The sequence below is a fragment of the Aciduricibacillus chroicocephali genome (genome assembly GCF_030762805.1).
Classification (GTDB): Bacteria; Bacillota; Bacilli; order Bacillales; family Amphibacillaceae; genus Aciduricibacillus; species Aciduricibacillus chroicocephali.
In genome coordinates, this window is sequence record NZ_CP129113.1 from 776,940 (window position 1) to 800,023 (window position 23,084).

The window sequence follows — 23,084 nt, forward strand, 5'->3', positions numbered from 1 at the left end:
TATCTTAAATGTTTTTCTCTGAGTGAGCAAATTCTTTGTTAGTGAAATGAATTTGCAAAATTGCTATAATGAGCGGGTGAAACGACGAATTGGAAGGAGCGGTTGAAATGACAATTAAAACAGCTGATCTATGTGATGACTTTGCAAAAGAACTGGCAATCTGCAAGCAGCCATTCCAGTCTTATGGAGGGAAAAAGGCGTTCTCCGGCATTATCTCAACGGTTAAAGTATTCGAGGATAACGTGCTTGTAAAAGAAGCGCTTCAAACAATCCCTGAAGGACATGTGCTCGTCGTTGATGGCGGTGGAAGCAGAGAGCGTGCATTGATGGGGGACATGCTTGCAGAGATAGCAGTTAAGCGCAATCTTGCAGGAGTCATTATCAATGGTTGTGTTCGCGACACAGAAGATCTTGGCAAGATGGACCTCGGTGTCTTTGCTCTAGGAAGCTTCCCGCTCAAGAGCCGTAAAGAAGGACTTGGGGATAAGGAAATTCCGGTGACAATAGGGGATGCTGAATTCCGTCCTGGCCATTACGTCTATGCGGATGGCGATGGCGTTGTGATTGCCCAGAGAAAACTGGATTGACGAGAAACCGGAAGTTGCGCAGCTGCGTAATATTTCCGGTTTTTTAATGTGCAAAATCTATTGACAGCCCTATTCCAAAATCGTGTATAGTAGAGCTACACTTTCGAGGAAGGAACGATACTGCATGAATATCAGAATTGCTGAAGCAAAGGATGCAAAGATTATTCATGATCTCATGATCCGCGCTTTTACAGAATATAAGAATATGCCTGCTTCTTCATCGGCATTGGATGAAACGGAACAGTCGGTAGCCAATGACCTGAATAACGGGGAAAGAGCGATGATTTCCTATATGGATGGGGTTCCTTGTGGTGTTGTCCGTTTTGAATTGAAAGAGGATGCGCTCTACTTTTTCCGTCTCTCTGTAGCTCCTGAATTTCAACGTCGTGGAGTGGCTCGGGCGTTACTGGCGGAAATGGAAGATTATGCACTAATGAACGGCTTGCAGAAGATTCAATGCAAAGTCCGTATGAACATGGAGAAGAATATGAAACTGTATATGTCAGCCGGCTATGCAAAGTATAATCAAAGCATCCTTGAACTGAATGGTGTGTCTCTTGATGTCGCCTGGATGGAGAAGGAACTAACCCCTGTTAAAGAGGGAACAAGCGATTTGCCCGTCTTGAATGCATAGTGGTATAATAGGGATAAGAATGATTTGAAACGAAACATAGATGAAGATTGTTAAAAGAAGCCTCTGAAGCACTCAGGGGCTTTTCGGCTTATTCAGCCGGAAATGATGATTCGGGAGATGAGGCTGTTGATTCAGACAGATGAAATGTATATGAAAATGGCTTTGAACCTGGCACAGGAAGTAGCAGGGCAGACGAGTCCGAACCCGCCTGTTGGAGCAGTAGTAGTGAAAGACGGAGAAGTTATTGGCTTCGGTGCACATTTAAAGGCTGGGGGACCGCATGCGGAAGTCCACGCGATCAATATGGCTGGTGAACGTGTAAAAGGTGCAACAATCTATGTGACACTGGAACCGTGCAGCCATTATGGTAAAACCCCGCCTTGTGCAGAGCTAATCGTAAAAAGCGGTATTAAAAGATGCGTTGTAGCAGTCAAGGATGTGAATGATCTTGTAGCTGGCAAAGGAATTGCCTTATTGCAGGAATCCGGTATAGAAGTCGAAGTTGGGGTCTTGGAAGAAGAGGCTTTGAAGGTGAATGAGGCTTTTTTCCACTATGTCCGCACTAAAATGCCGTATGTTACTTTAAAGACAGCAGCAAGTCTCGACGGTAAAACGGCTACGCACACAGGGGAGAGCAAATGGATCACAGGCAGTGAAGCGCGAGTCGATGTTCATCGTGACAGACATAAACACGATGCCATACTTGTCGGGGTCAATACCGTAATTCAGGACAATCCGAGTCTGACAGCCCGCATCCCGGGAGGCAGTAGGAATCCTCTGCGCATCATTATGGATACGAGGCTTAATACCCCCGAAGATGCTGTAATTGTAACAGACCAAAAAGCTGAAACATGGATCTTCACAAGTAATGCAGTCTCTGATGAGAAGATTGAGCGTTTTGCTAATCATGAAGGTGTTCGGATTTTTCGACTGGAAGAGGAAGAAGTCACTGTTGAGACGGTACTCCGAACGCTCGGTGAAAAGGGAATTATGACACTTTACGTGGAAGGTGGAGCGGCAATCCATGCATCTTTCCTGGAAGCGAAACTGTTCAATCAAGTTATCCTTTATTTTGCACCGAAGCTAATTGGAGGGCGAGAAGCGCCAACTGTGTTTGCAGGCAGGGGTTTTGCCAGTATTGAAGAATCAATGGAACTGGTTATTGAAACTTTTGAAAAAATCGGTCCAGATCTTAAAATTGTCGCCAAACCTAAAGTAGTTTAAAAACTCCATTTTTGTCCAAACGTTTTAAAGATTAATTGAATTAATAGTAAATAATTAAATGAATTAGGGGTGGGGACATGGCATTATCCGTGGAAAAAGTCGCAGCAAGCCTAAAACTTGGCAATTCAATTATAATCCGTGATGAAACAAATGGAAAAGCCGCTGTATTTATGCTTGCCGATCAGGCAGCTTTTGATAAATTAAGTAAGTTTAAAAATCTGTTCGGAGACATTCAGCTTGTACTCAGTGCACATATGGCGAAGCAGCTTGGCTATAAAACGGCCTTGTCTCAGCAATCATGCGCAGTAAGGGAAGCATCAGCACAACAGATTATCGCATATGCAGATAAGTTGCTCCATCGCGCTGGAGAGGAACCAATTTCCTTGGCATCAAGTCCGGTGGATATTATTGCAGCTGCAGATGGAGGCGTACTCAAATCAGAAGGGCTTGCTGAGGCAGCTGTTGACCTTGCGAAGCTTGCGGGAGCCGTTCCAGCTGGATATCTTGCTGTATGTGAAGGTGAACTCTCTTCTGAAGAGAATATGAGTACAATTACGATACAGGATATGGTCGATTATCGAAAAGGGCACGAGAACCATATTGTTCGAGAAGTTGAAACAGTCTTGCCTAGTGCTTTCGGTGATTTTCAAATTGTTGGGTATTCCAATGATTTGGATGATAAAGAACATATCGCCATTGTAAAAGGAGATATAGCGAACGGAGAGCCGGTTTTGGCACGAATTCATTCTGAGTGCTTTACAGGGGACATTTTTGGCTCACATCGTTGTGACTGTGGTCCTCAGCTTCATGCTGCTCTTGCAAAAATAGAAGAGGCGGGACGCGGAATCATTATCTATATGAGACAGGAAGGACGCGGCATCGGGCTGATCAACAAACTCCGCGCTTACAAACTTCAGGATGAAGGACGCGACACACATCAGGCGAACCTTGAGCTTGGTTTCAAGGCGGATGCGCGTGAATATCATCTTTCAGCTCAGATACTTCAAGACTTGGGTGTTGGAGAGGTCAAGCTAATGACGAATAATCCAGACAAGATCTCTGAACTTAAGAAATACGGAATCAACATCATTGAGCGTATCCCACTACAGACAGGCTTGAATGAGAACAATAAGCATTATATGGAAACAAAATTGCATAAGTTTGGCCATTTGCTTAATCTACATTCCTGATTGAGCGGGTCTTGGGAGCATGTGTCAGGCTATGTTTGTCTCATGCTCCTTCAATACATATTAAGGGGGAGTCGGTTTGCAGCCGGTTAAATTTTTGTCCTATCAATTGATGGCCATCGTAGTAATTTGGCTCGGGATGCTTTTCTTCTTCAAAGAACTTTCAGAATCAAGCAAGACGATTTTTTACATAGTAACTTCTTGGATGCTGCTCCTGATTGTATTGCTAATCAAGGAATTTGCGAAGAAACGCAAGTTGAACAACAACCGTGGGGAATAGGTGAGATATATGCTAACAGTTGAACAATTACATAAATCATACGGCGACAAAGTCCTGTTTGAAAATATTAGCGGTACGGTAAGAGAGAAAGACCGTATTGGTCTGATCGGTGTGAATGGTACAGGTAAATCCAGCTTTCTGAAAATCATTGCGGGCATTGATTCGCCTGACAGTGGTGAAATCAAGCATAGCAAAGACTACCGTGTTGAATATCTGGCGCAAGATCCGGACCTTGATCCGAATCTGACTGTCATTGAACAGATTTACTATGGAGACGCTGAAATCATGCAGGCAATGCGTGAATATGAAAAGGCTATTCAGTATCTGGAAAAAGAGCCCGATAACAGTCATGCTCAGAGCCATCTGCTGGAAATGCAGCAAAAGATGGACAATCTGGAAGCTTGGGATGCGAACGCTCAGGCGAAGACAGTCCTTACGAAACTTGGTGTCAATTATTTCGATAAAGGAGTCGGCGAGCTTTCAGGAGGTCAGCGTAAACGTATTGCGATTGCAAAGGCGCTTATTCAGCCTGCTGACTTGCTAATCCTTGATGAGCCGACAAACCATCTAGATAATGAAACAGTAGAATGGCTAGAGAAGTATTTGGCCAATTATCCTGGCGCATTGCTTCTTGTAACCCATGATCGGTATTTCCTTAACCGTGTGACGAACCGAATCTGGGAACTTGATCTTGGACAGCTCTATTCCTACGAAGGGAATTATGAGTACTTCCTAGAGAAGAAAGCAGAACGTGAGTCAGAGGAACGTGCCAGTGAACAAAAACATGCAAATACACTTCGAAAAGAGCTTGCCTGGCTGCGCCGTGGAGCAAAAGCCCGTTCAACAAAGCAGAGAGCACGAATTGGCAGAATTGAAGAGATGCAGGATAAGACCTTCAATACGAAGAAGGATGAGGCTGAATTCCAAGTTGGATCGACAAGACTTGGAAAAAAAGTCATTGAGCTGGTCAATGTGAAGAAGGAATTTGCTGATCGAGAGCTTGTCCATGACTTCAGCTATCTATTAAAGCCGGGCGATAAAATCGGAATCATTGGTCCAAATGGCGCAGGGAAGACGACATTGCTCAATATGATGGCCGGACGAATCAAGCCGGATGCAGGTGAAATTGAGACTGGCGAGACAGTGAAAATCGGCTATTATACTCAAGGGGATGAAGAGCTGGACGGCGACCAGCGCGTCGTCGATTATATAAAAGAAACAGCCCAAGTCATCCATGCTAAAGATGGAGAAGTAATTACAGCTGAGCAAATGCTGGAGCGTTTCTTATTCCCGCGTTCTGTACAATATACGTATATTCGTAAATTATCTGGTGGAGAGCGACGCAGGCTTTATTTGTTGAAAGTCCTCATGACAGAGCCGAATGTGCTGTTTCTGGATGAGCCGACGAATGATCTTGATACACAAACACTCGGCGTACTCGAGGAATATCTCGGGAATTTCCCCGGCGTCATCGTAACTGTTTCTCACGACCGCTATTTCCTTGACCGGGTTATTGACAGACTGCTTGTGTTCAAAGGTGTGGGAAAAGTCAAAGAATTCTACGGGAATTACAGTGAGTATTTGGAGGACATTCAGGAAGAAGCGCGACAAGAAACTAAGCAAAAGGCTGCTACACCTGCACGTCAAAAAACAGCAAATAAAAAACCTGTCAAATTAAGCTATAAAGACCAGAAGGAATGGGACGCTATTGAAGATGAAATTGCGGGCCTTGAGGAACAAATTGAATCATTGACTGAGGCGATTTCAGCCGCCGGAAGTGATTCTGGCAAGGTGCAGGATTTGTATAGAGAACAGCAAGAAGCAGAAACGCAGCTCGAAGCAAAAATGGAAAGATGGGAAGAACTCTCTCTCCTTGTTGAAGAGCTTGAGAATAATAAGAAATAGTTAAGAAGAAATGGCATCGACAAAGAAGAGGGGTGTCAGATTTGAAACAAATTTATACGGACGTGATCCAGTTCAGAGGGAGTCATTATGACTACGGGCTTATGCAGGGAGAGCTTCTTGTCGACTCCCTCACAATTGAAAATAGGGAAAAACAATGGCGCCTGCGCAAGCCTCGTTTTGAAATCAATGAGCAGGAAGCAAAAGAAGCAATTACTCGCTATGCACCATTTTTGTGGGACGAGCTGATTGGTCTGCAGGACGCACTTAAATGGCCGCTCCAGCACATACTGCAGGATTTCGGAGGCTACCGAAATGAAATGGGCAAAAGCGGTTGTTCAACCATTACAGGGAAAGACTATCTGATCCGTAACTATGATTACCACCCGAAGACGTACGAAGGACGATACACACTATATCAGCCTTCTGATGGCGGCAATGCAATGATTGGGCCTTCTCAGCGGATCACGGGGCGGATGGATGGCATGAATGAGCATGGTCTGGCAATGGGGTATAACTTCATGCATCGTAAAATTCCTGGTGACGGATTCATTTGCAATGCAATTGGCAGAATCATACTGGAATCATGCAAAACTGCCGAGGAAGCTGCTGATCTTCTGGCAGAAATCCCACACCGACATTCTTTCAGTTATATATTATTTGATAAAACAGGAACTTCATATGTTGTGGAAGCAACCCCGCGTACAGTAGATATAAGAGAAGCGAATATGTGCACGAATCATTTTGAGCGGCTTGAGCATGAAAACAGGCGTGTACTAAGTGAATCCAAGGAACGGATGGATGTTATCCGCCAAAATAACGTTCCTGATATGGATGCCCGGTCTGCATTTCGAATGCTGAACGATTCCGATAAGGGGATATTCTCCGATGAATATCGTAATTGGTCTGGAACAATTCATACTTCTGGGTACCTTCCAATGGAAATGAAAGCCTGGTTTTCTCTTGGTGGTGACAAGGAACCAGAAGAAATTGATTTCAACGCCTGGCTGCAGGGTGAAGACCTTAAAGCTGAAACATTCCAAGGTCAAGTCGACACAACACTAGGATTCCTAAGCCAAGACGAAAATGTTAAGTGATTTAGAAAAGCGAAAGCGGCTCGTATAGAAGAGGAATAAACGCTAATCTTAAATATAACATGGGAAAAGCCTGCCGATATGGCAGGCTTTTTAGTTGCGCTCATGATGTGGGAATCATGATGAATGAAGTAATGCATTTAAAGAGGGAGTTGCATGCGGAGCGATTATTGGCAGGTTTTGTTGAAAAAGAGGGTGTAAACGATTTCAACTTTTTCCAAAAGGGAAATACTCAAGGAGTTTTGCTCTTTGAATATTTCTGAACCAATTTATTTCGTCCTTACATGCCATGCAGATATAGTATGCGGATATTAACTGTAGGCGCGTGTAGCAATGAATTTCTTATAACGGTCAGCGTATAGCTCTTCTTTGGACTTAAGCTGAACGACATTGTCTGATTTGAATTCAACGACATTGTCCGGTTTGTTCAAGCCAGTGTAGTATGCGTATTTATTGCGAAGCACTTCATAAATGTCGTGTTTCCAGGGCCCTTTGAACGTAACTGTTTCATCTTTGCTTAGCTTGTGGGCAAGTGAAATCTGTTCAACTGTAACATTCTCAAATACAACGTTAATGTCGTACTTGACCGTATCACCATAAGGTACTGGATCACTAATGAGAACCTTCGTCTTTTCATTGATATGGATCTCATTCTGTTCATTGTGGAAAATCTTCAGCACATTGCGGAAATAGAGCATTCTGCGCTTTCTTTCCAGACGCCCAAGTGTATAGAAGATACCGAAAAAGACCACCAAACCCAATGCAAGATACATATGATCATCTCCTTCAATACTATTCAGTTTTGACAAATTGCAGTCCACTTTGTTAAAAAATGAGCAAGGTAAGAAAAGAAGTATGTTGTGGTGTAAGAGGAAAGAAGCAAGTTGTTTAAACTCTTTATATTATGTACTTATTATAGTGCTTCAGGTAAGAAAAGGCAATAGTGATTACCATGAATTTCAAAAGAAAAAGAGCATCCTTCTCAAAAACTGAGTTGGATACTCTGATTTGGTTATCTAGCTGCTTTTTGCAATTTAGAAATCATTTTAACCGCTCGTCCAGTACCGATTGCCACGGATTCAAGTGGGTTCGGTGCGATATGCACAGGTACGATAATCTTTTTCGCAAGCCATTGCTGCAAACCGTTCAGAAGGGCGCCACCACCTGTGAGTACGATACCATGATCAACGATATCTCCACTTAGTTCTGGAGGACAATTTTCAAGTGTAGCTCTGATCGCTTCAAGTATTTGTTCGAGAGATTCTGAAATTGCCGAATGGATTTCTTTGGAGGAGATCTCCACGGTTTTCGGAAGTCCGGTCACCATGTCACGGCCACGAACATCAGTCTTTGTTTCTTCATGGTCAGGATCAGCATTGCCGATTTCAATTTTTATATTTTCTGCAGTTCTTTCACCGACAAGGACGTTGTACTTCTTACGTATATATTGGATGATTTCTTCGTCAAATTTGTCGCCACCAACACGGACAGCATTACATGAAACGACACCGCCGAATGAGATGATACCGACTTCAGAAGTTCCGCCTCCGATATCTACTATAACGTTTGCAATCGGTTCATCGACAGGCAGGTCTGCTCCGATAGCGGCAGCAACAGGTTCTTCAATAAGATGGACATTTTTAGCTCCATAACTTGCAACTGCGTTATGAATGGCACGACGCTCTACAGATGTACTTCCAGAAGGTGTACATACGACAATTGTAGGCTTTCTAAGGGAAGTGCCGATAATCTTGCTCGTCTTTTTTAGGAATGCTTTGAGCATCTGAGCTGTAACGTCATAGTCTGCGATAACGCCGTCTTTCAAAGGACGAATTGGCATGATGTTCTGTGGTGTCTTACCGATCATCAATTTTGCTTCGTTGCCCACTGCGACGACTTCTTTAGTTGTTACATCTATGGCGACTACAGACGGCTCGTTAAGGACGATCCCTTTTTGTTCAGTGTAAATGAGGATATTGGCAGTACCAAGATCGATACCGATTTCAGAGTGAGATAACATGTAAAGGTTCCTCCAATAAGACTTATTTCATCTTTGCATATAATTCCGGAAAAACAGCTTATTTGCGGGGTGCGACATAATGCGACACCACTTACATGTAAAGAATACTAGTTTCATAGGAAGGATGGCAAGTGTCCCGGGGACTAGTAACAGATTTGTTACATACTGCCTTTGTTCTGTAATATTTATTACATCCAAAAATACTGTCAATAAGCATTTTTGTAAAAATAATTCCATCACATCCCCATACTGGAAGCTTGGGTAAAAATGTAAAATTAACCGAATCCCTGATGGAATACGGAATTCACATTGAGCTTGCAGGTAGCGGGAAACTCAAAAAGAGATACTGGAAGATTATGCATCAATTGTTACAAAAAATATGTGCTATGATCAATTTGCCAAAACGGCAGGAAAGGATGAGATTAACATGAATAAGGGAAAATTGACGATTGCAGCAAGTTTGTCACTCGGTCTGTTGTTCGGAGGCTCAAGCCTATTGAATCAACATGAAGCTCATGCAGCTTCAAAGACGAGCTATAAATATACATACAAATGCTCGACATATCATTACAAGAAGAAGTGCTACCTGGTAAATAAACCAGTATTAAATCCTGTAGTGAGCAAACCGAGTGAGCAAACACCGGTTCAACAGCCGTCTACACAACCGGAAAAACCATCTGCAACACCTGAGAAGCCTGCTGGTGATAACAACGTTCAATCAAATATCAGCGCTTTTGAGCAGGAAGTCGTTACGTTGACGAATAAAGAAAGAACAAGCCGCGGTCTAAAAGCATTGCAAATTGATCCTGCGTTGAGCAAAGTAGCTCGTGCTAAGTCAGAAGACATGCAGAAGAAGAACTACTTCTCACATACAAGCCCGACGTATGGTTCACCATTTGATATGATGAAGCAGTTCGGCATTACATACAAATCTGCAGGTGAAAATATTGCCAAAGGGCAAAAGACACCTGAAGAAGTTGTAAATGCTTGGATGAACAGTGAAGGCCATCGTGCGAATATCTTGAACGCAAGCTACACTCATATTGGTGTAGGCTACGTATCATCAGGTAATATTTGGACACAGCAATTCATCGGAAAATAAGCAGAAAATAAAAGACCGACAGCTCCATATTTGGATCTGTCGGTCTTCTTTTAATTTATGCAGTTCGATTTGCTTTGGCTGCTTTTTCTTTTGCCTTTTCTTCTTTAGCTACTTTCATAAATCGTTTCGTCTCATATGCGACAACTCCAGAAAGGCCAAGAAGACCGATGAGGTTTGGTGCAGCCATGAGTGCGTTCATTGTATCAGCAATGCTCCATACGACATCCAGCTGTTCGATAGCTCCATAGATAACCGCCAATACAAATGCGATACGGTAGTAAGGAACAGCCTTGTCGTTGATTAGATAGGAGAAACATTTTTCTCCATAGTAGGACCAGCCGACAATTGTTGAGAAGGCGAAGAAGATAATGCCAAGTGTAACGACATATCCCCCAGCAGGGCCGATGAAGTGCTCGAATGAAGCAGAAGTAAGTCCTACGCCTTCAAGACCACTATTATACTTGCCTGCCATGACGATTGTAATGCCTGTGATGGAACAGACGATAATTGTATCAATAAATACTTGCGTCATGGAAACAAGTGCCTGGCGTCCTGGGTAGTCAGTTTTTGCTGCTGCTGCAGCAATAGGTGCTGAACCGAGACCCGCTTCGTTGGAGAATACCCCGCGGGCAACTCCGTAACGGATTACAGTTCCAAGAATACCGCCTCCAATTGCCTTACCTGTAAAGGCATCATTGAAGATCAAGCTAATGGTGCTAGGAATGAGTTCTAGATTCATGAACATGATGATGAGACCAGCGATGAGATAGAATAAAGCCATGATTGGCACAAAGAATGCTGTTACTTTCCCGATGGATTTAATACCTCCGAGAATTACGAGAGCAATAAGTACAAACATGATGGCGCCTGTGGCCCATGTAGGGATGTTCCACATTGATTTTACAGCTTCAGAAATGGAGTTTGCCTGTACCATGTTTCCAATGCCGAATGCGGCAATTGAACCGAAGAGAGCAAACAAAATTCCAAGCCATTTCGCTTTCAGACCGCGTTCCAGATAATACATCGGACCGCCGGACATTTCTCCGCGTGAATTCGTTACACGGTATTTTACCGCTAGAACGGCTTCAGCATACTTAGTTGCCATCCCGAAGAGCGCGGTAATCCACATCCAGAGTACAGCACCAGGTCCCCCGAGAACAACTGCTGTTGCAACCCCTACGATGTTACCGGTTCCAATGGTCGCGGCCATTGCGGTTGTCAGCGCCTGGTAATGACTGATGTCACCTTCTGACTTATCGTCCTGTTTTGATGGACTGAAGGCCAGTTTTAAAGCGTACGGCAACTGTATGAACTGCAGGAAACCTAATCTGAATGTCAGGTAAATTCCTGTTCCGACAATAAGAATCAAAGTCGGAGTGCCCCAAACAAAACCGTTGACTGTGTCAAGTAGCTTTTCAAAATTCATGTTGATTAACCCCCTTTGTAAGTTGTATGCTTTTCCTAAAAACCGCATGTCACTAAAAATCAAACCATTATTCACCATAATGAGTGACAAGTCCCGGGTTTTAATAATTATGCTACATATTCCCTAAATTCTCTACTATAATTCTTGAAAATTTAGATTAATTTCATTAATGTTACATACATATGTGTCCAAAATTTGGTTTGGAAACGGGTTTTCCTGTAGAATGGTTATAGATCATGCTTGTGCCGGGCATTTTAAAATGAGCCTCGGTTGATTAGCAGGAATGAAGGAGGGTGTTTTTGCATGGCAAATAGAAAATTAATGACACGAATGCTCATCGGAGCAGTTGTTGGAGGTCTTACAGCATTGTCTGATTCCAGTGTCCGCGCCTATGCGAAAGACAAGCTGAATCAAGTTAAGCTTGGTGCAACGATTTGCATGAGAGAGCCATCTGCTTCAATTGGGTTGGCGCGTCAGGCTTTCCGTGATTTTGCCGACAACGTCGACAAGCAAGCTGGGAATGTCATGAATGCTGTTGAACAGATTGAAGGTACAGTGGCAAGCATTACAAGCAGCGGACGTCAGGAGCCGCCAAGAATAGAAGCTGTTAAATAAGAAAAAGCTGCCCCATGCACTTGCAAGGGGCAGCTTTTTCTTATTTAAGAAGGCGCAAACCGTTCAGAATGACAAGAATGGTGCTGCCTTCGTGGCCAATTACACCAAGCGGAAGGTCAATTGCCTGGAAGAAGTTCGAGGCAATAAGCAATGCAATTACGGCTACTGAGAAGAACATGTTTTGTTTTACAATACGGTTCATACGAGTAGAGAGGCTCATTGCATCAGGAATCTTGGACAATTCATTTTTCATAAGGACGACATCTGCTGTCTCGAGGGCGATATCTGTACCTTCTCCCATCGCAATCCCAACATTTGCTGTAGCCAGTGCCGGAGCATCGTTAATTCCGTCTCCAATCATGGCAATATGTCCGTATTTTTTACGAAGATCTTTTAAATAATTAACTTTATCATCAGGAAGACATTCGGCAATGTAGCCATCGACACCTGTTTCTTCAGCAATGGCTCGTGCTGTCATTTCATTGTCACCCGTAAGCATATAAGTTTTGATTCCTTGTTTCTTAAGGGTTTTGATCGCTTGAACTGTGTCTGTTCTTACTGTATCTTGCAATGCGAACAGCGCAACAATCTCATCATTTCGTTTAGCGATAACGACAGTTTTTCCTTGGGATTGAAGCTTCTCTGCTATTCCATCGTTGAAGGCTGCACTTTCTTCGCTTCCTACATACTTTGGCTTGCCGATTTTCCATAGATCTCCGTTTACAGTTGCTCTTACGCCATTTCCACTTTCTGTGCGCATATCTTCAATTTCAAATTGTACGTTCCTTGAATAATCACTGCCATAAGCTGTGATGGCTTCAGCAAGAGGATGTGTTGATTCTTTTTCAATGGCTCCGGCAATGGCGGCAACCTCATTTTTATCTAAACCAGCCTTAACATGAAAATCCGTAACACGCGGCTTGCCATTTGTAAGTGTGCCTGTTTTATCAAGAGCTACTGCTTTTACATGCCCGAGATTTTCAAGATGGACACCGCCTTTGAAAAGTATGCCACGTCTCGCACTGTTGGAGATTGCGGACAGTGTTGCTGGCATTATTGATGCAACAAGAGCACAAGGTGAAGCAACAACGAGCAAAATCATCGCCCTGTAAATACTATGAGTGAATGACCAGCCGAAAGCGAAGTAAGGAACAAACATCATCAAAATAACGATAGCAAGGACGGTTTTCACATAAGTGCTTTCGAAACGTTCAATAAACAATTGAGACGGTGATTTTTCTTCTTGAGCGGATTGCACCATTTGAATAATCTTCTGGAAAAGCGTCTCATTTGCTGGTTTTGTAATCTTTATTGTAAGAGTACCGTCCAGAACTACAGTTCCAGCATAAACTTCACTATCAATACTCTTCGGTACCGGAACAGATTCTCCAGTAATTGCACTTTCGTCAATCGATGTTTCACCGCGAATTACACTTTCATCAATATTTGAGAGTCCGCGTGCGATTACACCATCAGCAGGAACACGTTCACTCGCACGGACAAGAATCAAGTCACCGATTTCGAGTTCGGAAACAGGTATGATTTCTTCCTTTCCATTGCTTATGCGCAATGCCTGCTCGGGCTGAAGTTCCATTAAAGAAGAGATCTCCTTGTTGCTTTTGTTCATTGTGTAAGTCTCGAGTGCACCGGAGAGGGAGAAGATGAAAATCAAAAGTGCACCTTCTGTCCAATAGCCGATTGCGGCAGAACCGATAGCTGCAAGGAACATGAGCAGCTCTACATTGAGTTCCTTATTAGAGATGGTTTCGGTAATACCTTCTTTAGCTTTGGCGTAACCACCGATGGCAAAAGCCGATAAGTTCAAGGCAATCCAAACAGTGTGGTTCATATTATCTTTGAAAACCCAAGCAATCAAGATGAGCAGGCCGCTTGTAATTGCAGCAATGAGTTCAGCGTGCTCGCGGAAGTTCCAATACTGTTTTTTCTCTGTTGCCTGTTTTTCAGTTTGAACATGCTCCATTCCAGCTTTCAATTCCATATTAAAACGCCTCCTTGTTATCTGATAATGATTATCTTTCTTATTTAGAATTATTATAAATTGATATGTATTATAATATGATTAACGCTATAAAAAGTCAAACAGTAAATTAGAGAATTTTCGACAGTTATTTCACGGTCTTATTGAAGGGAATGGTAATAATTGATATAATCAATTGAATTTTGAATCATTTAGCAGAATATACAGGAAAGAGGGAAAGGGAATGAAGAAAGTACTTATGCTGCTGCTTGCAGCAATGACCGTCATTGCATTGGCCGCTTGCGGTAATAGCAGCGATGATAAAGGAAGCGATCGTACTTCCAAAGAAAAAGAGGATAAAGAATGGAGCAAAGTTAAGGATTCCGGGGAACTTGTCATCGGGACATCCGGTACACTTGCTGCTGCTTCTTATTATGAAGGAGAAAAGAAAGAAGACGGTTCACTTACAGGATTTGATGTTGAGGTTGCACGTGAAGTTGCGAAACGTCTTGACTTGAAACCGAAATTTGAAATCATGGGTATAGATGGCATGCTTCCGGCAATAAAGAGCGGACGTATCAATATTGCTGCTAACGACATCGAAATTACGGACAAGCGTAAAGAACAATTCGATTTCAGTACACCGTACAAATATTCATGGACGACAATGGTAGTCCGTAAAAAAGACAATTCAGGAATTGAGAAGCTTGAAGATTTGAAAGGCAAGAAAGCGGGTGGCGGTGCAACAACTGTATACAGCCAAATCGCTGAGCATTATGGAGCAAAAGTTGTTACTTATGGCAATGCGGGGAATGAGGCTTATTTGCGCGACGTGAACAACGGGCGCACAGATACAGTCATCAATGACTACTTCCTATGCAAAATGGGAGTAGCGGCGTTCCCTCAGTTTGATATTCATCTTCATCCGACATTGAAGTTCAATCCGACTGAAACAGCTCTTATTATGCCTAAAGATGCAAGCACGATGCAAAAGAAGGTAAATGAATCACTTGCCGATATGAAGGAAGATGGAACATTGGCGAAGCTCTCCAAGAAGTTCTATGGAGAAGATGCGACAGAGAAACCGAAAGAAGATATTCCAAAAGTAAAAGGACTTGAACTTTAAGGGGAAGAATTATTGTGAAATTCGATCCTTCGAAATTCGATCCTGCGAATATTTTTGATTTTCAGCTTGCATGGGACTATTTGCCGTTCATTCTTGGTGGTGTGCCGATCACGATTATTATTACTGTGATAGGTATGGCTATTGGACTGGTCATCGGTTTTATCCTTGCGGCAGCCCGCAATGCGAAGATGAAAATGCTCCGGTGGCCGGCGAGGCTTTATATATCATTCTTCAGAGGTATCCCTGTTCTCGTCTTGCTGTTCATTCTATACTTCGGTCTGCCAATGCTGGGGCTCGAGCTGACAGCTTTTGTTTCGGCTTGCCTCGGTTTTGGCTTAACAGGTGCCGCCTTTATTGCAGAAATATACAGGGCGGCATTCAACAGCATTGACCGAGGACAATGGGAAGCCGGAAGGGCACTGAATTTAAGCTGGATCCAAACAATGTGGAAAGTAATCATGCCCCAGGCGGTGCGAACAGCAATACCACCGCTTGGAAATGTGTTTATGGATATGCTTAAAGCAACATCACTTGCAGCTGTCATCACAATTCCGGATCTGTTCCAAAAAGCACAAATGGTTGCAGGCAGGACCTATGATACGATGACTGTATATATACTCGCTGCACTCATATACTGGCCGTTATGTGTAATCATTTCAGTAGTACAGGAGCGGCTTGAAAAACGATTCAGCAAGTTTCTTTAAAGACATCCGAATTTAACGGATGTCTTTTTTAGGCTATACAAATTTTTGTATTAAAAACATAGTTGTAAGCGCATTCTTGGACGTTTTAATGTATGATGGAAGAGAGAACCATGATTTCTGCATACATATTAGAGAGACAGGGAGGAATCAAAATGATTAAATTTCATATGAAAGAAAAGGGAATGCGGGCAGATCTCGGCTTCGGTGTGCTAGATGTATCCGGAGACAACCAATATGGATATCGGCCGTTTCAACTGATGGTTGCCTCAATTGCAGGCTGTTCCGGTTCCGTATTTATGAAAATCCTCGAGAAGCAGCGCATGGAAGTGGAAGACCTGATTATTAGTGCAGACGTAGAACGTAATGCACTAAAAGCGAATAGTATTGAAAGCATTACACTTCATTATATTGTTAAAGGCTACAGACTCAGTCCGGAAAAACTGCAAAGAAATTTAGAACTATCACGGAAGAATTGTTCCATGATACGGACGGTTGAGGGCTGTATTGATATTAAGGAACGTCTGGAAATCATTCAGCTGAGCAAATGAACCAAATGATGCCAGAAGCAGTAACTGCATAAAATATATGTGACAAGCAATCCTAAAGGAAAAAGCAAAGGATTGAGCCACATGAAATATATTGCAAAATCTCTCTCTTTCCTGATTATTTCCGTTGCATTGATGGCAGCACCAGCGGCAGTATCAGCAAAAGATAATTTCAAGATGCCGAACCATGTTCTCAACATTTCTAAGGAAAACACTTTCCCGAACCCTGCAGCGGATCAGGAAGTGGTTGAGCCAAGTAAAGAAACAAAGGAACTGCTCGAATCAAGTGAGGTCAAAATTGAAAATCCGGAGCTCGTGCGAATGTTGAACGAAACGACGATCAAACCATCACCAGTCGCAATCGGATATAGAGCAGAGATCTACCTTGGCCATTGGGCACTTGGGTACAAGTCTGCAGAGACTTCTGTCAACTGGCAGTACCGCAAAATCAATATGAATGAACTTCGGAATTATGATAGCGAGAAGACCCAAAAGCTCCAATACATGCAAAAGACCGAAGCAAAAGTAAAAGGTGCATTGACGAATCAGATCAACCATGCTGATGACGTGCGCAAGATGATGCTTCTCAAAGCGAAAAAGAAGACAAAACTGCCACTAGCTGAACAAGCTGTTTTCGGGAAGGGCACGAGAACGAGCAACGAATATGCCGTTCCAGTTGAAAAAATAGGTCAGCTTAGTGCCTATGGAGCCGCTGTAAATGAACGTGGGGAAGCACAATTTGGTGAAGTATATCTTGTGCTAAAAGGATCCAAGAAACATCTCGTAGCCAAAAATGTTACAAAACAAGGCATTGGCGGCTGGATACCAGTTCAAGACCATATCTCCTTTACGATGCAAATTAAATAAGGATGAATGAGATGGATTTCACTGTAATAGTGGAATTCATCTTTTCTTTTGGAAAAAGGGTTGCCTCTTCTCCTTTATTGCTTTATCATAGTAAAGTAATAAATAGCATCAAAATGCTTCGACAGCATAATTGCAGTTGAACAAGCATGAAGGGAGAAGCAGATTAAATGGAATGGATCGTAGTCGTAACAGTTCTGATTATGACTGTGCTGAGTCTGATGCGAATCAATGTAGTCCTTGCAATTGTTGTAGCATCACTTGTAGCAGGCCTTATGTCAGGAATGAATATTACAGATACTATAAGCATGTTTATTGATGGAATGAGCGGGCAAATGGAAACCGCGCTCAGTTATATATTGCTCGGAGCATTTGCTGTAGCAATCGGTTATACCGGAATTACAACTTTACTTGTAAATGTACTCGTCAAGGTGTTGACGGGAAAGAAAACAATGATGGTACTTGCGCTTGCAGGTGTTGCCTGCCTTTCGCAAAACCTGATTCCAGTGCATATTGCATTTATACCTATTTTGATACCGCCATTGTTGAAACTATTTGACCAAATGCGACTTGATAGACGTGCAGTAGCCTGTGCGCTTACTTTCGGTCTTCAGGCACCTTACATCATGCTGCCTGTCGGTTTCGGACTTGTTTTCCAGAAGATTGTCCTTGAAGGATTGAACAGTAATGGTCTTTCTCTAGCTCTTGGAGATGTTTCTAAGGCAATGCTTATACCAGGTGCGGGGATGATAGTTGGATTGCTTATCGCTGTATTTATCACATATCGCAAAGACCGTGACTTATCAGGTCTTAAAGTTGAATTGAAAAAAGCTGAGGAGCAAATTGCTGCTTCAACGAAGGCTGGTTTTACGAGACAACATCTTTTCACTATTATCGCCATTATCGCAGCGCTTGGTATCCAGATTTGGACGAAGAGTCTTGTCGCTGGCGCACTTGCGGGTATTCTCTGCATGTTTGTCTTCGTAGCGGTTCCTTTCCGTAAAAATGATAAAATTGTTTCAGAAGGAATCGGAATGATGGGGCTTATTGCATTTGTAATGCTCGCAGCGTCCGGATACGGAACAATCTTGAAAGATACAGGTGCCGTTGATGCACTTGTTAAAGTATCAGCAAACATGCCAGGAATTGATAATAAGGTATTCATGGCTTTCATTTTGCTTCTGATCGGTTTGCTTATTACGATTGGTATCGGTTCATCATTTGGTACAATCCCGATTATTGCTGCTCTTTACGTGCCAATGTGCATCGCAGCTGGTTTCAGTCCTTTTGCGACTGCAATCCTGATCGGAACAGCCGGTGCATTGGGCGATGCTGGATCCCCGGCTTCAGATAGTACACTCGGACCGACAGCAGGGCTGAATGCGGACGGAAGGCATAATCATATTTGGGATACATGTGTGCCGACTTTCCTGCACTATAATATTCCGCTTCTCGTGTTTGGTTGGGTTGGCGCAATCATGTTCTAATGAATAAACAAAATGGATTTTGCAAAAGGTAAGGTAAAAATAAAGGTAGGGTTCAGATGAAGAAACTTTCTTATCTAATCCCCGTCCTTGTTTGCCTTGCCTTTTTGTTTTCTGTGAATGTCGAGGCAAGCGGATTCGGATGGGGCTACTCAAGAAACAATGATCATAAAGTTCCAGAAGTCGGCAAGTATAAAGAAATTCTTGAAAAATATGGTGCCTATTATGCAGATCATTCAGGGGACAAGGATATTTATCTGACGTTTGACAATGGGTATGAGCAGGGACATACTGCTGACATTCTTGATGTATTAAAGGAAGAAAAAGTTCCGGCAACGTTTTTCGTAACGGGGCATTATGTGAAGGACCGTCCAGATCTCGTTAAGCGGATGGCGAAGGAAGGACATATTATAGGAAACCATTCATATCATCATCCTGATTTCACAATCATTTCTAAAACATCAATAAAAAAGGAACTTGATGAACTGGAAGCGGCTGTAGCAAAAATCACAGACCAGAAAGAACTGCAGTATTTGCGTCCGCCAAGAGGTACTTTCAGCCAAAACACATTGCAGTGGACGAAAGAATTGGGTTATACACATGTATTCTGGTCATTGGCCTTTGCGGATTGGAAGACAGATCAGCAAAAGGGAGGAGCATACGCACATAAGGAAATTATGTCGCAGTTGCATCCGGGAGCAATTATCCTTCTGCACACGGTCTCTTCTGATAATGCTGATGCGTTAAAGCAAGTCATTACGGACGCGAAGAAACAGGGCTATACTTTTAAAAGTCTGGATGATCTAATGCTCAAAAACATTCTGCCCAAAGGTGCGGCAGGTTTATAACGGAGAAAAGAAGGGGAGAATTCGAATACGATTCTCCCCTTTTTACATAGGTCAGAATTAATTTAAAAACATTTGACTAAAATAGTTGAAAGTCAGAAAAGGTCAGAGTATAATGCGGGTATAGTCAAAGAAGGTCAGATTAACTCACTTTGACTAAAAGTTATTAAGGTCAAAAAAATATAAAAAAGTTTGATCAAATGTGTTGCAAAAGTTGAAAAGCAAGAGTATAATCAAATTATAGTCAAAGTTAGTCAAAGTCAAATATGACTTCCGCACACTTGACTCTCTAATAATAGGAGGAATGCATAATGCAATGCCAAAAATGTGGTGTAAATGAAGCTAACATTAATATGATGATGAAAATCAACAATCAGCAAATGCAAATGCATCTCTGCCAGAACTGCTATAAAGAATTGCAAAATGAAATGATGCAAGGAGGCCTCTTCGGCGGTCCTGCATTTGGTGATAACGCATTTGCAAGTCAGTTTTTCCAAAACAACGGCCAGAGTAAAGCTAAAACAAAAACGAAGAAGCAAGCTGCTGGCGGTGGAGATGGTCTGCTTGAGCAGCTCGCTAAAAATGTAACTGCAGCTGCCGAATCAGGAACAATCGATCCTGTCATCGGTCGCGATGTCGAAGTAAAGCGTGTTATCGAAACATTGAATAGAAGAAACAAGAACAACCCAGTTCTAATTGGGGAACCTGGTGTAGGTAAAACAGCTATTGCTGAAGGGCTCGCACTCAAGATTGTAGAAGGTTCAGTTCCGCATAAATTGTCTGGTAAGAAAGTATATGTGCTTGATGTCGCTTCACTTGTTGCTGGTACAGGAATTCGCGGCCAATTTGAAGAGCGTATGCAGCAATTGATCGCAGAACTTGAAGAACGTGATGATGTTATTCTCTTCATTGATGAGATCCACCTTCTAGTCGGTGCAGGAACTGCTGAAAGCTCTCAAATGGATGCAGGAAACATTTTGAAACCAGCCTTGGCACGTGGAGAAATTCAAGTGATTGGTGCAACAACATTGAAAGAATACCGTCAGATTGAAAAAGACGCTGCCCTTGAACGTCGCTTCCAGCCGATTATCGTTAAAGAGCCGACAGCTGAAGAAGCTTTTGAAATCTTGAAAGGGATTAAGGATCGTTATGAGGCGTTCCATGAAGTGCGTTATTCAGATGAAGTCTTGAAAGCATTTGTTACACTTTCCGATCGCTATATCCAAGATCGTTTCTTGCCGGATAAGGCAATCGACTTGATGGATGAAGTTGGTTCTCGTCTTAACCTTGAGAACGCTGACAAAGATTCAATCTCTATTGAACAGCGTCTACAGGAAATCAAGGCCGAAAAAGAAAAAGCAGCCGAGGAAGAAAATTACGAACATGCAGCTCACTTGCGCTATCAGGAAATCCAGCTACAGAAACAATTGCAAAAAGCAAAAGACGAAGAGCAAGTAATTGATGTTGATATCTCAGATATTCAGCTCATTGTAGAAGAGAAGACTGGCATCCCTGTAACTAAGTTGCAAGCAGATGAACAGGCACAGATGAAAGATTTGGCGAAGAATTTGTCCGCTAAAGTAATCGGACAGGACGAAGCAGTCGATAAAGTAGCGAAAGCGATCCGCCGTAGCCGTGCAGGTTTGAAGGCGAAAGAACGACCAATCGGTTCGTTCCTCTTTGTTGGTCCGACAGGTGTCGGTAAAACAGAACTTACAAAAGTTCTTGCTGAAGAAATGTTCGGTACAAGAGATTCACTCATTCGTCTTGACATGAGTGAATATATGGAGAAACATGCCGTGTCTAAATTGATCGGTTCACCTCCAGGATATGTTGGTCATGAAGAAGCTGGTCAGCTTACTGAGCAGATTCGCCGCAATCCGTATTCAATTGTACTTCTTGATGAAATTGAAAAAGCTCATCCAGATGTACAGAACATGTTCCTGCAAATTATGGAAGATGGTCACCTTACAGACTCACAGGGTCGCCGTGTCAGCTTCAAAGATGCTGTAATCATTATGACAAGTAACGCTGGTACTGCTGTAAAGGAAGTAAGTGTTGGCTTCAATAGTGAAGAGCATGAGTCCATTTCACAGCTTGATACATTGAGCAATTACTTCAAGCCTGAATTCCTCAACCGATTTGATGCAATTATCAGCTTCAATGAATTGAGTGAGGAGCATTTGCTTGAGATTGTTGATATCATGCTTGGTAAATTGCAGAAAAACTTGAAGGAGCAAGGTATCCTTATGACTGTGACAGACCAGGCTAAGAAAGAAATTGCTTCTCTTGGTTACAGCCGCAAGTTCGGTGCCCGTCCACTCCGTCGTGTTATTCAGGATAAAGTCGAGGATCAGCTTACAGATCTGATTCTTGAGCATGAAGAACTTGAGCAAGTTCTTGTCGATGTAAAAGACGGCGAGATTGTCGCGACAAAAGCTTAATATGATTAGCTAATTCTCCCGCAAGGTCTGGACCTTGCGGGATTTTTTGTTTTTCTCGGACAGGTTCATGCATATACATAAGACAAGGCAAATTACAGAACGGCGGAAAGAGGGAAAAAGGTGAGGATAATCAAGCTCAGTATCACCTTAATCATCATATTAGGAGTGTTGATGCCATCAGAAGTGGAGAGCATCGGCAAAGAAGAATTTCTTAGAGGGTTGAAAGTTCATTACATTGATGTTGGACAAGGTGACAGTATATTGATTGAGACACCGAATAAGCGCACAATCTTGATTGATGGGGGACCGCCGGAGTCGGGTGATGCACTGCTAGCTTATTTGAAGAAAGAGGAGATTAGAAAAATTGATCTGCTTATTGCGACGCATCCTGATTTCGACCATATTGGTGGGCTGATTCCAGTTTTGGAGAAATTGAAGGTGAAGAAGGTCATTGATTCAGGAAAGCTGCATAGCACGAGAACTTACAGGAACTATCTCCATTTGATACGTAAAAAGAATATTCCGTTTGAAATCGCAGAACAAAACGATTACATCCAAATCGATTCCAAGCTGATTATCCAAATACTCAACACGTTTGATCGCAATAAAAAAGACAACAATGAAGCATCAATTGTATTGAAGATGCATCATGGCGATATTAGCTTTCTGTTCATGGCAGATGCGGAGATTGAGCAGGAAAGGGATCTCATGAAACAGTATGATCTTGAAGCGGATATTCTGAAAGTCGGACATCATGGCTCCAACACGAGCACATCTCGTGCATTTGTTGAAGCTGTTCAGCCTCAAGTCGCCATGCTTACTTATAGTAAAAAGAATAGATATGGACATCCTGTATCTCGTGTTGTACGAAATCTTCAGCGTGAGAAAGTTCATATTTATTCTACCTCAACATTCGGAAGTACCGTCCTTTGGTCAAACGGATATTATTATTTTATCATGCCGGAGAAAAACCCTCTCGATTTCCTTTGGAGGAAAGAGTGAAAAACGAAAAAAAGATGCACT

Annotated in this window: 22 protein-coding genes; 18 read left to right on the forward strand and 4 right to left on the reverse strand. The window is 42.6% G+C overall.

Annotated elements, in window-relative coordinates:
* Positions 1-107: 107 nt before the first annotated feature.
* The 8 genes from rraA (at position 108) to QR721_RS04060 (ending at position 7,171) form a co-directional block, all read left to right on the forward strand.
* Positions 108-587: a ribonuclease E activity regulator RraA gene (gene rraA / locus QR721_RS04025; protein ID WP_348029192.1), complete on the forward strand. Its 480-nt coding sequence runs from the start codon at positions 108-110 to the stop codon at positions 585-587.
* 124 nt (positions 588-711) lie between these two features.
* Positions 712-1,221, forward strand: a complete 510-nt coding sequence (locus QR721_RS04030; protein WP_348029193.1) for a GNAT family N-acetyltransferase — start codon at positions 712-714, stop codon at positions 1,219-1,221.
* 144 nt (positions 1,222-1,365) lie between these two features.
* Positions 1,366-2,445, forward strand: coding sequence for a bifunctional diaminohydroxyphosphoribosylaminopyrimidine deaminase/5-amino-6-(5-phosphoribosylamino)uracil reductase RibD (ribD, locus tag QR721_RS04035; RefSeq protein WP_348029776.1), 1,080 nt, complete (start codon positions 1,366-1,368; stop codon positions 2,443-2,445).
* Positions 2,446-2,522: 77 nt separating this feature from the next.
* Positions 2,523-3,635 carry a GTP cyclohydrolase II gene (ribA, locus tag QR721_RS04040; RefSeq protein WP_431189513.1) on the forward strand — a complete coding sequence of 371 codons (1,113 nt, stop codon included), beginning with the start codon at positions 2,523-2,525 and terminating at the stop codon, positions 3,633-3,635.
* Between the two features lie 76 nt (positions 3,636-3,711).
* On the forward strand, positions 3,712-3,912 hold the full coding sequence (locus QR721_RS04045; protein ID WP_348029194.1) for a hypothetical protein: 201 nt from the start codon (positions 3,712-3,714) through the stop codon (positions 3,910-3,912).
* Between the two features lie 9 nt (positions 3,913-3,921).
* Positions 3,922-5,817, forward strand: a complete 1,896-nt coding sequence (locus QR721_RS04050) for an ABC-F family ATP-binding cassette domain-containing protein (protein ID WP_348029195.1) — start codon at positions 3,922-3,924, stop codon at positions 5,815-5,817.
* Positions 5,818-5,858: 41 nt separating this feature from the next.
* Positions 5,859-6,911 (forward strand): C45 family autoproteolytic acyltransferase/hydrolase, encoded by a 1,053-nt coding sequence (locus QR721_RS04055; protein ID WP_348029196.1) that lies wholly within the window; start codon positions 5,859-5,861, stop codon positions 6,909-6,911.
* Positions 6,912-7,027: 116 nt separating this feature from the next.
* Positions 7,028-7,171, forward strand: coding sequence for a hypothetical protein (locus QR721_RS04060; RefSeq protein ID WP_348029197.1), 144 nt, complete (start codon positions 7,028-7,030; stop codon positions 7,169-7,171).
* Between the two features lie 48 nt (positions 7,172-7,219).
* Here QR721_RS04060 and QR721_RS04065 read toward each other — a convergent pair whose 3' ends face one another.
* Both QR721_RS04065 and mreBH read right to left on the reverse strand, forming a co-directional pair.
* Complete coding sequence (locus tag QR721_RS04065) at positions 7,220-7,681, reverse strand: hypothetical protein (protein ID WP_348029198.1); 462 nt, start codon at positions 7,679-7,681, stop codon at positions 7,220-7,222.
* 239 nt (positions 7,682-7,920) lie between these two features.
* Positions 7,921-8,928, reverse strand: a complete 1,008-nt coding sequence (gene mreBH / locus QR721_RS04070) for a rod-share determining protein MreBH (RefSeq protein WP_348029199.1) — start codon at positions 8,926-8,928, stop codon at positions 7,921-7,923.
* Between the two features lie 427 nt (positions 8,929-9,355).
* On the opposite strand from mreBH, the gene QR721_RS04075 reads away from it, so the two are divergent.
* Positions 9,356-10,030 carry a CAP domain-containing protein gene (locus QR721_RS04075; protein ID WP_348029200.1) on the forward strand — a complete coding sequence of 225 codons (675 nt, stop codon included), beginning with the start codon at positions 9,356-9,358 and terminating at the stop codon, positions 10,028-10,030.
* Positions 10,031-10,085: 55 nt separating this feature from the next.
* On the opposite strand, the gene QR721_RS04080 is transcribed toward QR721_RS04075, so the two are convergent.
* On the reverse strand, positions 10,086-11,456 hold the full coding sequence (locus QR721_RS04080; RefSeq protein WP_348029201.1) for an alanine/glycine:cation symporter family protein: 1,371 nt from the start codon (positions 11,454-11,456) through the stop codon (positions 10,086-10,088).
* A 303-nt stretch (positions 11,457-11,759) separates the two neighbouring features.
* Here QR721_RS04080 and QR721_RS04085 point away from each other — a divergent pair, with 303 nt between their 5' ends.
* A complete protein-coding gene (locus tag QR721_RS04085; protein WP_348029202.1) occupies positions 11,760-12,071 on the forward strand; it encodes a YtxH domain-containing protein in 312 nt (103 codons plus the stop codon).
* Positions 12,072-12,111: 40 nt separating this feature from the next.
* On the opposite strand, the gene QR721_RS04090 is transcribed toward QR721_RS04085, so the two are convergent.
* Entirely contained in the window at positions 12,112-14,064 is a 1,953-nt protein-coding gene (locus QR721_RS04090) for a heavy metal translocating P-type ATPase (protein ID WP_431189529.1), read from the reverse strand.
* A 229-nt stretch (positions 14,065-14,293) separates the two neighbouring features.
* Here QR721_RS04090 and QR721_RS04095 point away from each other — a divergent pair, with 229 nt between their 5' ends.
* From QR721_RS04095 to QR721_RS04130, 8 genes are all read left to right on the forward strand, one after another.
* Positions 14,294-15,175 carry a transporter substrate-binding domain-containing protein gene (locus QR721_RS04095; protein ID WP_348029203.1) on the forward strand — a complete coding sequence of 294 codons (882 nt, stop codon included), beginning with the start codon at positions 14,294-14,296 and terminating at the stop codon, positions 15,173-15,175.
* Positions 15,176-15,189: 14 nt separating this feature from the next.
* Positions 15,190-15,879: an amino acid ABC transporter permease gene (locus QR721_RS04100; RefSeq protein ID WP_348029204.1), complete on the forward strand. Its 690-nt coding sequence runs from the start codon at positions 15,190-15,192 to the stop codon at positions 15,877-15,879.
* Between the two features lie 152 nt (positions 15,880-16,031).
* Entirely contained in the window at positions 16,032-16,427 is a 396-nt protein-coding gene (locus tag QR721_RS04105; RefSeq protein ID WP_348029205.1) for an OsmC family protein, read from the forward strand.
* Between the two features lie 81 nt (positions 16,428-16,508).
* Complete coding sequence (locus tag QR721_RS04110; RefSeq protein ID WP_348029206.1) at positions 16,509-17,291, forward strand: YfkD family protein; 783 nt, start codon at positions 16,509-16,511, stop codon at positions 17,289-17,291.
* 167 nt (positions 17,292-17,458) lie between these two features.
* Entirely contained in the window at positions 17,459-18,775 is a 1,317-nt protein-coding gene (locus QR721_RS04115; RefSeq protein ID WP_348029207.1) for a Na+/H+ antiporter family protein, read from the forward strand.
* A gap of 56 nt (positions 18,776-18,831) precedes the next feature.
* Positions 18,832-19,620: a delta-lactam-biosynthetic de-N-acetylase gene (pdaA, locus tag QR721_RS04120; protein WP_348029208.1), complete on the forward strand. Its 789-nt coding sequence runs from the start codon at positions 18,832-18,834 to the stop codon at positions 19,618-19,620.
* Positions 19,621-19,928: 308 nt separating this feature from the next.
* Positions 19,929-22,061, forward strand: coding sequence for an ATP-dependent Clp protease ATP-binding subunit (locus QR721_RS04125; RefSeq protein ID WP_348029209.1), 2,133 nt, complete (start codon positions 19,929-19,931; stop codon positions 22,059-22,061).
* Between the two features lie 120 nt (positions 22,062-22,181).
* Positions 22,182-23,063, forward strand: a complete 882-nt coding sequence (locus QR721_RS04130) for a ComEC/Rec2 family competence protein (RefSeq protein ID WP_348029210.1) — start codon at positions 22,182-22,184, stop codon at positions 23,061-23,063.
* The last annotated feature ends 21 nt before the right edge of the window (positions 23,064-23,084 follow it).